The sequence below is a fragment of the Streptomyces sp. GbtcB7 genome, assembly GCF_019091445.1.
Lineage (GTDB): Bacteria > Actinomycetota > Actinomycetes > Streptomycetales > Streptomycetaceae > Streptomyces > Streptomyces mirabilis.
Genome location: NZ_JAGXJM010000018.1, coordinates 36,466 through 48,866 on the forward strand (window position 1 = coordinate 36,466; position 12,401 = coordinate 48,866).

The 12,401-nt window shown below is 67.9% G+C and carries 9 protein-coding genes and 3 pseudogenes; 9 read left to right on the forward strand and 3 right to left on the reverse strand.

Annotated features, from left to right (window positions below):
• The first annotated feature begins 319 nt into the window (after positions 1 to 319).
• From KVT44_RS58360 to KVT44_RS27640, 8 genes and pseudogenes are all read left to right on the forward strand, one after another.
• A complete protein-coding gene (locus KVT44_RS58360) occupies positions 320 to 502 on the forward strand; it encodes a cold-shock protein (protein WP_254649962.1) in 183 nt (60 codons plus the stop codon).
• Between the two features lie 11 nt (positions 503 to 513).
• Positions 514 to 648 (forward strand): annotated as a pseudogene (locus tag KVT44_RS58365) (ISAs1 family transposase); the annotation flags it as partial.
• 28 nt (positions 649 to 676) lie between these two features.
• Complete coding sequence (locus tag KVT44_RS58370; RefSeq protein WP_254650001.1) at positions 677 to 880, forward strand: hypothetical protein; 204 nt, start codon at positions 677 to 679, stop codon at positions 878 to 880.
• Between the two features lie 536 nt (positions 881 to 1,416).
• On the forward strand, positions 1,417 to 1,908 hold the full coding sequence (locus KVT44_RS27620; protein ID WP_217569680.1) for a nucleotidyltransferase domain-containing protein: 492 nt from the start codon (positions 1,417 to 1,419) through the stop codon (positions 1,906 to 1,908).
• A gap of 253 nt (positions 1,909 to 2,161) precedes the next feature.
• Positions 2,162 to 2,863, forward strand: a pseudogene (locus KVT44_RS27625) (transcriptional regulator); the annotation flags it as partial.
• 128 nt (positions 2,864 to 2,991) lie between these two features.
• Positions 2,992 to 3,195 carry a hypothetical protein gene (locus tag KVT44_RS27630; RefSeq protein WP_217569438.1) on the forward strand — a complete coding sequence of 68 codons (204 nt, stop codon included), beginning with the start codon at positions 2,992 to 2,994 and terminating at the stop codon, positions 3,193 to 3,195.
• A 204-nt stretch (positions 3,196 to 3,399) separates the two neighbouring features.
• Complete coding sequence (locus KVT44_RS27635) at positions 3,400 to 4,323, forward strand: class I SAM-dependent methyltransferase (protein ID WP_217569440.1); 924 nt, start codon at positions 3,400 to 3,402, stop codon at positions 4,321 to 4,323.
• A 200-nt stretch (positions 4,324 to 4,523) separates the two neighbouring features.
• The gene (locus KVT44_RS27640; RefSeq protein ID WP_217569442.1) at positions 4,524 to 4,952 is read left to right on the forward strand and encodes a DUF6234 family protein; all 429 of its coding nucleotides are present in this window, start codon (positions 4,524 to 4,526) and stop codon (positions 4,950 to 4,952) included.
• Positions 4,953 to 5,783: 831 nt separating this feature from the next.
• Here KVT44_RS27640 and KVT44_RS27645 read toward each other — a convergent pair.
• The gene (locus tag KVT44_RS27645) at positions 5,784 to 7,370 is read right to left on the reverse strand and encodes a Na+/H+ antiporter (protein ID WP_217569443.1); all 1,587 of its coding nucleotides are present in this window, start codon (positions 7,368 to 7,370) and stop codon (positions 5,784 to 5,786) included.
• A 285-nt stretch (positions 7,371 to 7,655) separates the two neighbouring features.
• The gene (locus KVT44_RS27650) at positions 7,656 to 8,096 is read right to left on the reverse strand and encodes an alpha/beta fold hydrolase (RefSeq protein WP_217569444.1); all 441 of its coding nucleotides are present in this window, start codon (positions 8,094 to 8,096) and stop codon (positions 7,656 to 7,658) included.
• A 329-nt stretch (positions 8,097 to 8,425) separates the two neighbouring features.
• Here KVT44_RS27650 and KVT44_RS27655 point away from each other — a divergent pair.
• Positions 8,426 to 9,514 (forward strand): annotated as a pseudogene (locus KVT44_RS27655) (integrase core domain-containing protein).
• Positions 9,515 to 9,527: 13 nt separating this feature from the next.
• Here KVT44_RS27655 and KVT44_RS27660 read toward each other — a convergent pair.
• Positions 9,528 to 12,086: an NB-ARC domain-containing protein gene (locus KVT44_RS27660; protein WP_217569445.1), complete on the reverse strand. Its 2,559-nt coding sequence runs from the start codon at positions 12,084 to 12,086 to the stop codon at positions 9,528 to 9,530.
• Positions 12,087 to 12,401 lie beyond the last annotated feature (315 nt).

A 12,401-nucleotide genomic window follows, 5' to 3' on the forward strand; every position in this document is an offset into this window, starting at 1 on the left:
CAGCCGCAGGACACCGATGGCGAGGTTGTGTCTGGTTGCCATGGTGCGGGGCGTGTTGTCGGTCCGCAGGCGGGAAACGTCCTCGGCGAAGGTGGTGTCGCGGACGTGATACAGGGTCTCGATCTTCTAGCGGTCGCGGATGAGCCTCGCGATCCGGGCTGGGCGGGGAGGCCGGCTCGGCGGTCAGGCTGGTGACCATGTAGACGGTGGTGATGCCGATCTTGCGGTCAGTACGGCGACGCTTGACCTGAACTGCCTACCGGGCGCAGCTGTTGGGCCACCCGGCCGCGGCAGCCCACTGGCGTTTCTTGGAGGGGACATGGCTACTAGCACGGTGAAGTGGTTCAACGACGCGAAGGGCTTCGGTCTCATCATCCCGCATGAGGGCGCGCGCACTCCGGGCGCTCCCGAGGAAGTCCCGGGCCTGCTGGAGCGATTGCCGGTGCCGGATCCGCGTGATCCGCGCGGATCCGGCATGCCCTGCCCCTCGGGTTCGCGTTGACCGCGTGCGCCGTGCTGTCGGGAGCCAGCTCGCTCCTGGTGATCGGCGAATGGATTGCCGACACCCCGCCCTGCATGTTGGAACACCTCGGCATCCGTCCCGATCCACTCCTTCCCCGCAGGCACCTGCCCACAGAGTCGACGGTCCGCCGATTGCTGGCCCGCATCGACGGCGATGCGCTGGACCGGGCCGTCGGCTGCTGGCTGGCGGACCGCCGTCCCGTCGACACCGCGCCCGCCGCACTGCGCGGCATGGCAGCCGACGGCAAGCGCCTGCGCGGGGCGGCCAAGGCGGAAGGCCGGAAAAGCCGGCGCCCTGCGCCCGCTGCGCGACCCGGACGCGCCGGAGCTGGACAAGGACAAGACCGGCGGCGACTGAACCGGGGCCGTCAGTCGGCCTCGTCAGGTTCCGCCTCGTGCAGCGGCAACAGGGCATGTTCGGCCTATCGAGCCGCCGGGGCAGACCCGTGTACGACAGCTCGTGCCCGCTCACGCCGGGGATGTGCCAGGCGGCCTCGTAAGGGCCCGTGTTGGTGCCCTTGACGAACGTGGTGATCACGTAGAGGCCCACGGGGTCGGTGAGCTTGGGCTCGTTGCCCGAGGCCGGGCAGAAGCGGCGCCACCACTCCACCCAGTACGCGGTCCGGGCCACGATCCCCATCAGGGAGCGCTCCGGCATCCTGGCCTTGATCTCCTGCTCCAGCCGCTTCGCCGAGGGACGTCTCGACTGCCGGTTCACGGATTCCGGGGACGCGTCTCGTCGATCATGTCGAGGTCGGTGGGCCTTGAGCTGGGCTGCGTCAGGATGCTGAGACGCTGGCTTCCGGCCTTCTCATTGAAGGTGGCAGTTTCCTGGTGGGCTCGGGAGGAATTCGTTCGCTGTCCGAGGCGATCGCTTCTAGCCTGCGTCGCGTGATGACGGCTGAAGACGTGTTGTCTGTCCTGACTTTGCTGCGACGGGCAGAGGTAGATGTCTGGATCGGTGGAGGATGGGGGATCGACGCTCTGATCGGCGAACAGACCCGAGACCACCGCGACTTGGACCTGATGCATCGACAAGACCAAGAAGCCGCCGTCATGACAGCTCTCTCTGAGGCGGGTTTCGTGGAGAGCCTGAGCTGGAGGCCCATCCGATTCGTCGTCACGGCTCCGGACGGCCGAGAGATCGACCTTCATCCCCTCGTCTTTGGAGACGACGGCTCGGCGATGCAGGCATCACCCGAACCGGAACGTCCTTTCACCTATCCCTCCCCATGCTTCGTGACAGGCACTATCAAGGGGACGACTGTCCCGTGTCTGTCCGCCGAGCAGCAGGTCTACTTCCATCAGGGATACGAGCCCACGGACCCCGATCGGCACGACATGGCTCAACTCCGCCGAGTCTTCGGGATCGCCACCCATTTCTGAGGAGCGATGCCAAGCCGCCGCGCCGCTTCGGCGAGGGAGACCTCCGGCGGAGCCCCACCCTGCAGGACCTGTACCCCGCCCATGACTCGACCATCACGGATGCAGTGAGACAAGCCACATGGAACGGGACGCGGGTCTCCCCCGTGGGTGACCGCACCCTCGACAACAGCCACCGAACTTGAGATTCGAGGCCGCCCTACTCAGATCAGTGAGACTCCTCCAAGCTCAGCGAGAGTCGGCCCCCGAGCCCGCCGTGCCGGAGACGCTCACCGCCGCGCCCGCGCCCGCCCCTGCGACTGCGGCTCCGTCGGCCTCCCCGAAGGCGCCCGCCCGACCGGCGACGACCGCCAGGCCGCCGTCGACGTCGCGACGCCCGGGCGCGAAGAAGGCGGCCAAGGCCACCGCGCCGACGGCGGCCGCGGTCGACCCGCGCTTCGAGAACGGCCCACTGGCGGTCGTCGACTGCGAGGACGGGCAGGTGTCGGCGTACTGCGTCGGCGGCCTGGTCCTGGACGTGCCCGCCAAGTCCCTCCCGGCCCTGGTCGACTGGACGCTTGCCGAGGCGAAACTCGGTCAGGCCCGCCTGCACCGCAACGGCAAGGACGCAGACCCCGTCCTGGTCCTCACCCCGTCCGCGCTGGAGCGCTATGGCCTGCCCGCCGCCCTGTCGGATGAGGAGCGGCGCGCGGGCCGGCTCAACGACAGCCACAAGGTGGTCAAGCAGATCAAGAAGGCTGAACTGCAGCTCACCCAGCGCGGGTTCGGGCCGTGGGCGCGTGTTTTCCGTGAACCCGAGGGCTCCAAGCGCCGCTGCGTGCAGCTGTGCATCCCGTCCTGGAACGCGCTGGACGCGCGGGAGTGGGACGACAAGAACGACCCGAAGATCCCGACCATGCACCCCGCGGACCTCGCCCGGTACCTCGGCATGTACGCGCAGCTGGTGACGACGCCGCGCAGCATCGTGGCCGCGGCCAAGGACGCCGGGCAGCCCGCCGGGGCGCTGTCGTGGCCTGGTGAGTTAAACACGCTGCTCCGTCGGGCTTACGGGACTGTGCAGCCTGCTTCGCAGTCGCCGCGCCCGGCATGCCCGCAGGGAAGTTCGACGAGCTGACCGAGGCCGTCTCGTCGCCAATCCTCGAGGAACTCGGTCAACGCTTCCGCCTCTGCCTCGGTCATCGGGTGCTCGGTCACGGCGGTGCGGAGCTGGCGTCGCCGGGCCCGCTCCGCCCGGACCGCTTCGGGGACGGGCTCGAACTGGCGCTGCACCTGCGGCGGCTGGCTTTGTAGCCACGCCTGATGGGCTTCGTCGGTCATGTCTGGAGGCTAGGCCGGAAATCCGAAGCAGCCTCGGACGTGGGCGGTGATTCCGCCTGAAACCGACACAGACAGTCGTACGGCCGAGATTGCTCAACTCGCCAAGTCGGGGGTTGTGACCGCATTTCCGTGATGACTACGACCTCTGACGGAGCACAGCCGGGTTTCGGACGTCCGATGATCGATGCCGGAAGCCTGTACCTGATCCTGGCCGCCGTTGCGGTATGGGTTAGCGTCAGGACCTGCCGTGTTGTTGTCGCGGTGGTGGCTACTCAAGGGAGGGGACGGGTAGTGCAGACGGCGTTTGATGAGTCCGAGCGGCGGACATGGGCGGGGCAGGCCGATGCCTATGCTGCGAGTTTTGCCAAACTCTGCGCGTATCCGGTGCCTCGGCTTCTAGATGCTGCCGAGGTTCGGGAGGGTGCACGGGTCCTCGATGTGGGGACAGGCACGGGCAGTATCGCCGCTGCTGCGTGTGAGCGGGGTGCGAGAGTGGCGGCGGTGGATGCCGAACCGGGCATGGTCGCCTGCGCCGCGCAGGCAGCCCCGGAAGCTGACGTGCGGCTTGCTGCTCTGCCCCGCCTGCCTTTCGCTGACCACGAGTTCGATGCTGTGGTCGGCAACTTCGTTCTCAACCACGTCGGACGGCCCCGGGCAGCGCTGAGGGAACTGCGCCGCGTGACGCGTCCCGGCGGACGGATAGCCGTCACCATCTGGGCGGTACCCGCGGCCGCCGGACAGGCCCTGCTGGGCAGGGCTGTCCAGGCAGCTGGTGCCAGTCGCCCGGCTCACCTGCCGGCTCTTGCTCCTGAAGAGGACTTTCCGCGCACTGAACAGGGCATGGCCACGTTGCTGGGCGACGCGGGCCTGTCGGATGTCGTCTGCGACACCTTGGTCTGGGACCATCGGACGACTCTGGAGGAGTGGTGGAGCGGACCAGCCGCCGGAGTGGCGACGATCGGGCAGATCGTGACAAGTCAGAATCCGATGGTCATCGCCGAGATCAAAGACCACTTCGAGTCGCTGTGCGCCGATTTCACCGGTCCGGGCGGCGTATTGGTGTTGCCGCATGCGGCCCTGATGGCACACGGCCAGGCATGACGTTGCCCTGCCCGGAACAGGCGGGGCGTAACAGGGATGTACGGCCGTGCTGCTCAGGGCACGCATCCTCCTCCAGCCGTAGCCATCACGGAAGCGCGGTCACAACCTCGGAACCGGCCAGCCACCACTCCAGAGATGACTACACGGGCTGAGTGCGCGTACTCATGCGCACCCTGCGACCGGCCCGGCAAGGTGTGGCCATGACGGACGCACTCCCCGAACCTCCACCTCGGCGCAGATGGCCCTGGTCAAGCAGGACATCTCTCGCCTCGGACGTTGCCGCTGGGCTTGTGTTGTTCATAGTCGAGGCTGTTGTATTTGGGGGGAAGAGTTTCGGCTATGGCATGCAGATATGGGCTGCGCAGGGGGCGCAAGCGGAGATCGACGCGTCGCGACTCGCGAGTATCGCCTGGACGGAACAGGTCCTCTTCGCCACGCTCCTCCTTGCCGGGCTCGCAACGCTGACCCGCGCACCGTGGACAGTGCTGTCGCAGCTCCTCGCTGCCGGAACGCTGGCTGTGCTGCTCGTGCTCTCGCAGCACGACTACGACCGCACCCACCCACGCCCTGCGCCTACCCCGCGCGTCGGGTACTCGCCCTGCTATAGCGGCAGCGGGACCTGTCACTGAGTCGCACAGCCCGCCAACTCGGAGGTTCTGACCGCTCTTGCGTGAGGCCCATGCCATCCGCGGGACACTGCCAGACGGTGGGCATCGCCAGATGCCCATGCCAGGGCGGGTCGATCAGCGCGGGCGGGCGGGGGCGAGACGCGAGGTGATCGTGACTGCGGTAGCAGCGCACGTTAAGAGGGCCACGACCATCGGCTTCGGCAGGCGTGACCGCTTCGGAGTGATCGGCTCGCAGGGCCTGCATCCCCTCTGCGGGTGAACCGGTTCGCGACTGCTCCAGGACGGCGAGTCATCCACGTATGGTGCGGTCCATGAAGACGCAGGTCACGGTGTTCTGCTGCGACTGGCCAGGATGTCCTGCTCAGCTGGTCGCGCCGCGGTTCGCCTCGACGGACGCGAAGAGCTTCACCCGGGAGCGAGGGTGGCTGTGGACGGCCGACGATGCTGAACAGCACTTCTGCGGCACGGGGCTGGGAGCGGCGCGCAGCGGCCATGCCCGGCTACCCGCCGGGTCGGACGCCCGACCCGGCGCGGATAACCGGAAGCGGGGCGTCGCGCGTCACAGGCCATCACCTCCACTCCCAGCCTCCTCCTGGTCGCCGCCGCATGCCTCCGATGCTGGAAGGGCGCGCGAGGCGGCCAGGGCAGTGAGCCGGCGATCAAGGTGCCGGTGTCGATATCGGCCGCACACCATCGCCATGCGAGCAGCAGGACATGCCCTCGGTCATGTCAGCAGCCCGCTGGTCGCACGAGGCCGACAAAGCCGGCCGCTCTCGTTCGTCCATTGGTCGGGGCGGAAGGCTTCGACCTAGGGGTTACCGGGACTGGCAGTCAGCCGCGGTCACGGAGACTGGCTTCTTCGAGGTCGAGTTCGTGCTGGATCCGGCGCCGGGTGACGTTGCTGATCTTGTTCGCTTCGTAGAGGCGCTGGAGCTCGGCCGCCTCGATGGAGATGAGTGTCCGGCGTATCTCGCGGTAGGCGTCGGCAGGACGGGCGTCCGGGTCGCTGTAGTGGGCGTCTTCAGCCTGGTGGATGCGCGCTTCCAGATGACGACGGGCCTGTTTCAAGGCGGCCTCGGCGGCGGCACCCAGATCAGCGAGCTGATCCAGATCGCCAAGCTGTTTGAGCTCTTCGAGAGCGGCGTTTGCAATGTGTCGGCGGGTCCGGGCCTCCTCGCGGGCGGTGCGCTCCGGTTCCAGAGCGATGCCGGAGCGGCGGACGACGGGGACCAGGGTGAAACCCTGGAAGATCAGAGTGAGCGCGATGGTCCCGGTAGTGAGCGTGAGAATGAGCGCCCGGTGCGGCAGCGGCGCCCCTGTGTGGGTGACCAGGGGGATGGAGAGCGCGGCTGCCAGCGGCATGACGCCTCGGGTGCCCGCCCAGGACAGGACAGCCGGGACGCGCCAGGAGAGGCGGTTGTCGACCTCCCTGTGCCGGTGGTGGATCAGGGCGGACAGCGGGAAGATCCACAGCAGGCGAATCGCCAGCAGAGTGAAGGCGATCACCGGCACCCACAGCGGCCAGCCGTGCTCGTCGCGCGCGAGATGACGGACGGCCGAGGGGAGCTCGAGGCCGATCAGGGCGAAGACGACGCTCTCCAGCAGGAAGGTCACGGTGTCGTAGACGGCGTGGACCTGGAGGCGGACGGGGGCGTTGCTGAGCTTGTGGCCGGTGCTGCCGAGGACGACCCCGGACACGATGACGGCGGTCACGCCGGAGGTGTGCGATTGCTCCGCGATGACGTAAGAGGCGTACGGCGTGACCAATGCGATGACGGTCTCCAGCATGGGGTCCTCGGTCCGTCTGCGGATCAGGGCCACCACTGCGGCGACCGCCGCGCCGATGAGACCTCCTCCGCCTGCAAGGATCAGGAACTGCTCAACGGTCCCGGGCACACTGATGGCGCTGCCGGACACCGCGGTGGCCACGGCGACCTTGTACAGGACCAGTGAGGTGGCATCGTTGAACAGGCTTTCCGCCTGCACCATGGCCTGCACGCGCGGTGGGAGAGACAGGCGCCGGCCAAGCGCGGTCACGGCCACGGGGTCGGTGCTGGCCAGGACAGAGCCGAGGATGAACGCGGTCGCGGCCGTGAGCGGGGTGATCACGTGGGCCACGTACCCGACGGCGATGGCCGAGGCGAGGACCAGGCCGAAGACCAGGCCGGTCACAGGCCGCCACACGGTGCGCAGGTCGCGGACGGAGATTTCCCCGGCCGCGGCGTAGAGCAGCGGTGGCAGCACCAGCACGTTGATCACGTGAGGCGGCAGGCGCACCTCTGGAACCCAGGGCATCAGCCCCACGACCAGACCGGCAACTACGAGGAGCGAGGGGGCGGGCAAGCTCCAGCGTCGGGCACCGGTCGCCACGGCGGTGGCCAGAACCACGAGCAGCAGGATGACGGTCAGGCCGGTCATAGAGTGTCCCGGGTGGGTTACGGCTTGTTACCCCCCTCTGACCAGGTGCTTTATAAACGTATCCGACCTCGGGCGGTGATGCAGCTGACTTGGCGCCGCGACCATCCAGGGCGCGGCAGTCGTTGCGGCGGCGCACCTGCCCATGGTTCAGGCCCTGCCGGCGGTGAGCGCTTCGGGCTCGCACATGCGATCGACGATCGCCTCGCGGTCGGGGTGACTGGCGAACTGGTGGAGAGGCGGTATTCCGGAAGCGTGCTATCCGGTGCCCGTCAACTTGTCAGCCGGTCAACTTTTCAGCGAACCCAGGAATTCCAGCAGCGTCGCATTGACCTGGTCGGAGTACTCCTCGGCGATGCAGTGGCCGCAGTCGGGCAGGATGTGTGCCGGTCCGATGCCCGGGTGAAGCGTGGGCAGGGCGGGGATCAGTTGGTCCATCCCCGGGAACCCGTAGACCAGGTTACGGTCGCGGGTGACGTAGCGGCCGGGCATCCGGTACTGCGCGCCCTCCCACGGGGCGGTCAGCTGCCAGTTGTGGTACCAGTTGAGGGCGCTGGTGAACCCAGCTTCGGTGAACTCGGTCGCGAGCGTGTCGATGTCGGCTTCGGCGAGCCAGGAGGGAAGTTCCTCAGGGTCCTCAAAGAGGTCCAGGAATCCGTTGCCCGGTGGGACGAACGGCTCGACCGGCGGGTCGCTGTGCGGATTGTCGCCGGAGAGCCCGTACATCACGCGGCGGAAGGTGCGGTGCGGGTCCTTCGCGAGCTCGGCGTCCGCGACGCCGGGTGCCTGGAAGTAATTCCAGAGAACTGACCGCCGAAGCGCTCGCGCATCGCCTGCAGTGGAGGAACCGGCCCACGCTGCGGCGGCGGGACACTGAAGTCCACAACCCCCGGACGACGTCAGGCCGCATCAGCGCGGTGGACCAGGCGACCCGGCATTGCGGGTGCTGGTAAGGCATCCGTGTTGGTCGAGGCCTTGATCGCTGGATGTGTGGCTGCCTGCGACTCTCGCCCGGGGTTTTCATCTGTACGGGCCCACGGGCGGCATCACGGTCTGTCGTGCTGCTGTGCCTGGCCTTCCTCGCCGCGGCCAGTGCTCTGGCGCTCCTGCGCCTGCTGCCGATGAGCGGTCGCGATAAAGGCATTGAGATCCTTGCGCTGCGGCACCTGCTGCTCGTTCTGCAGTGCCAGGTCGGCCGGCCTGTGTTCGCCGGCACCGACCGCGCGGTCCTTGCCGGCCTGTTCCACCACTTCCCGGCAGCGAGACTGCGGCGCCTCCTGCTGCTGGTACGCCCCGGACACCATCCTGCGGTGGCACCGCGACCTGCTCAACCGTCGCCACGCTGCGACCTGTGTGCCGAAACGACGCGGACGCCCGCCCACTGTCCGCTCGGTCCGCGTCCTGGTCCTATGCCTTGGGCGAGAGAATTCCTCCTGGGGCTACCGCAGGATCCACGGCGAGCTTGCAGCGTTCGGCATCAAGACCGCCGCCTCCACCGTCGGGGTGATCCTCCGCGAGCACGGCATCCCGCCCGCGCCCGAACGGCAGAGCGCCACCTGGGCCGACTTCTTTCGCGGCCAGGCCGAGGCCCTGCTCGCCTGCGACCTCTTCGAAGTCCGCACTGATCGGGGCACGCTTACGTCTGCGCCGTCATCGGGCACGCCACCCGCAGGGTGCGGATCCTGGGCGCCGGCGCGCACCCGACCGAGGACTGGATCGCGCAGCTCGGGCGGATTCTCCTCATGGACCTCCAGGACGCCGGCAGCGGGGCCGGGTTCGTGATCCGCGACCGTGACTCCAAGTTCACCGCCGCCTTCGACGCCCTGATGTCCGACGGCGCACTGAAGGTCGTCACCACCGGCATCCGGATACCGCGGATGAACTCCCTCATCGAGCGCTGGATGCAAACCTGCCGGCGCGAGCTCCTGGACAGAACCCTGATCTGGAACCAGAGCCACCTCCTCCACGCGCTCCGCGAGTTCGAGGACCTCTACAACGGGCACCGCCCACACCGAACGCTCAAACAGGCCGCTCCGTTCAACCCGCTACCCGAACCGATTCATGTGCCGGCACAGGTCCGGCACCTGGATATCCACCGACGAGACCGACTCAGCGGAACCCTGCACGAGTACCAACATGCGGCCTGACCAAGTCGGATGACTATTCGGCACCTGCACAGTTCTGTAGATCTGCCAGCAGGCCCTCGATGTCAGCGCGTTCGGGTAAGGATTCTTCGATGGTGTGAGGGAGCGCGGCCTCCCAGAGTGACCGGGCGGCCACGAAGTCGCCTGCGGCAGCGTGCGCGCGTCCCAGGACCACGCGCAGACGCGTGACCGTCAGACCGTGGCCCGCGGCCACGCGGCGGGCCAGCCCGGTAGCACCGAATTCGATTGCGTGGTCGAGTCGGTTTGCGGCGAGGTACGTCTCGACGATCGCCGTTTCTGCGAGATCCTCCGGTGCGAAGCCGGGTGTACCCAGGTCTAGCAGATCTTGAAGCGGCTCGATCCAGTTCAGTGCCTCGGCCACACGCCCGGCGCGAACGCAGAGGAGAGCCAGGGCGGAGAGAGCGTCGTAGAGGTTGTTCTGGCTGCCGACAAGCTCGGCGGCGGTCCTGCCTTCGGACAGCAGTTCCTCCGCCGTGGCCAATTCACCCATGGCCAGATGCGTCATGCCTGCTTCGAACTTGGCGACCGCGGCTGTCTGAGGGTTGCCGTTCCCAGCGGCGATGGCCAGGGCTTCCCGGGCGTGCCACTGGGAGGCCACGTAGTCGCCCTGTATCCGGAAGATCTCGGCGAGATTGGCATGATGCACAGCACGACTCGGAGTGTAATCCGTGTGGAATGTCAGGGCCGTGGAGGCGTGATGGAGGGCTTCAGCGACCCGGCCGGCTCTGGTGCAAACCTCCGCAGAGTCGTTCCAGGCGGCTGCCAGTCCCCGGGTGTAGCCGATCCGATCGAACTGGATCTTCGCGGAGTTGAACTCTTCCAGTGCCGCGTCCAGGGCTCCCTTGTCCCATGCGATGAAGCCGAGACACATGTGGCACATTCCCCGTCCGAGCGGGTGGTCGCGTGCTTCGGCTGCACGCAGTGCCGCTTGGCTGGCGGCGAGCGCGCCCCCGTCCGAGCGTTGGGCATAGACGTGTGCGCGCAGCGCGTGGGCCAGGTGCCAGGCGAAGGGGGAGGGCCCGTGCTCCGAGACGTGGATGACTGCTGTGATGAGATTCGAGTGTTCGGCGGCGAGCCAGGCCTGGGAGTCGTGCGGGCCGGAGAATGCCTGAGGCTCACCGGTCAGGGGGAACTCGTCAGGGAACAGGACCCAGCCGCTCGGCATGCTGATCCTGTTGGCGGCGTCCACACTGAGCAGGTACCAGGACAGCAGCCGGTGCAGTGCGGACGCGCGCGTCTCCTTCGGCTCGGTGCCCGCAAGTTGCTTTGCATACAGTGCCAGCAGGTCGTGGCTGCGGTAGCGCCCCGGGATTGGCTCGGACAGTAAGTGCGCCGCCAGCAACTCGTCGAGCTCCGGCACCGGCGCCGACAATTCGCGGCCGAGCAGGACGGCTGCCGCCTCGCGGCTCGCTTCCGGGCCCGGGATCACTCCGAGGAGGCGGAACAGGCGTTGTGCCTCCGCCGTGAGCGAGCGGTAGGAGAGATCGAAGGCCGCCGCGACCGCGCTCTCCGGGTCGCCGACCACCTGCAGCCGTGCCAGCAGATCCGTACCACCCAGTTCGGCGACCATGCCTGCCAAGCTCTGCGCCGGGCGGGCCGCCAGGTTGGCCGCGGCGATACGGAGAGCCAGTGGTAGATGGGCACAGAGCTCGGCCAGCTCTTCGGCGCCTCGCAGCTCCGCGTCCACGCGGTCCCGGCCCAGCTGGACCGCCAACAGGTCGACGGACTCCGCAGGGGCGAGGGTGTCTAGCGAGATCCGGGCCGCGCCCTCGCGGACAACCAGACCTGTCAGGGTGTCACGGCTGGTCACCAGGGCGTGGCAGTTGTGGCCGCTGGGCAGCAGCGGGCGAACGTGCGCCACGTCCAGAGCGTTGTCCAGAACCACCAGCACCCGCCGGTTGGCCAGCACCGACCGATACAGGCCCATCTGCAGGTTGAGGTCCAGGGGGATCCGCTCGCCCTGCACCCCCAGAGACTGCAGCAGCAACGACAATGCCTCGGAGGCGGTGAGCGCGGGATCGGTGGCGCGTCCGCGTAGGTCGAGATACAGCTGGCCGTCCGGATAGTGGGCAGCTACCTGGTGCGCCCAATGCACGGCGAGCGCCGTCTTGCCGATGCCGGCCGTGCCGGTGATCACGGTGGCGGGCGCGTCCCGACGTATCCCGGCGAGTAACACGAGGGCGTCGGCGCGACCGGTAAATCCACTGATATCTGGGGGGAGTTGACGGGGCGTCCAGTCCTGGGCCAGCGGAAGCAAGCCCCTTGTTGTCAGCGGTCTGGCTGCAGCGAAGCGGCTGTCACGGGCTCTGGCAGAACGCCACGCCCGCTCCCACTGCGCTGCCTGTATGGCGTTGGCGCCGCAGGCACGAACCAGGGACCGGACCAGTTCCAGTGAAGGAAGGCGCCGCCGCTGCGGGTTCAATGCGTCGGACAGTGTGCTGGTGGCCACGCCTGTCCGGCGGTGCAGCACTTCGAGCGACGGGTCGCCGGCCCAGAACTTGATCGAGCGCAGGCCGCGGACGAAGTCCGCCACGTCCATGTCGTCCTGCGGCAAGGGGAAGTCATCTACTGGCTCTGGACTCGCCACCTGCGCCCCTCGGCTTCCCCGGTGTCGTGTGCGAACGTGCCCACCAGTGTAGAGGCTGCGGAAGTCCTCCTTCAGCCCCTCCGTGCCCGTCCGGGTTCGTCCGGGTTCCGCCGAGCGGCTGGCCGGTGGAAGCGTTGAACGTGTGTGATCGCGGTACGGCGATTCAGCAATGCGCACACGGCACACCGTTGAAGAACGCCCACGTTGGCGGCCATCGCCGTTCTTGACGCCGAAAGGCTCTGGACCACCCCAGGAGAAAGGCGAGGAACCCGATGCGAGTCC

Coding starts and splice junctions, on each gene's coding strand:
- KVT44_RS27645 (WP_217569443.1), bottom strand. CDS start 7,370: ATGACCGGCCTGACCGTCATCCTGCTGCTCGTGGTTCTGGCCACCGCC.
- KVT44_RS27635 (WP_217569440.1), top strand. CDS start 3,400: ATGATCGATGCCGGAAGCCTGTACCTGATCCTGGCCGCCGTTGCGGTA.
- KVT44_RS58360 (WP_254649962.1), top strand. CDS start 320: ATGGCTACTAGCACGGTGAAGTGGTTCAACGACGCGAAGGGCTTCGGT.
- KVT44_RS27620 (WP_217569680.1), top strand. CDS start 1,417: ATGACGGCTGAAGACGTGTTGTCTGTCCTGACTTTGCTGCGACGGGCA.
- KVT44_RS58370 (WP_254650001.1), top strand. CDS start 677: ATGCGCTGGACCGGGCCGTCGGCTGCTGGCTGGCGGACCGCCGTCCCG.
- KVT44_RS27630 (WP_217569438.1), top strand. CDS start 2,992: ATGCCCGCAGGGAAGTTCGACGAGCTGACCGAGGCCGTCTCGTCGCCA.
- KVT44_RS27640 (WP_217569442.1), top strand. CDS start 4,524: ATGACGGACGCACTCCCCGAACCTCCACCTCGGCGCAGATGGCCCTGG.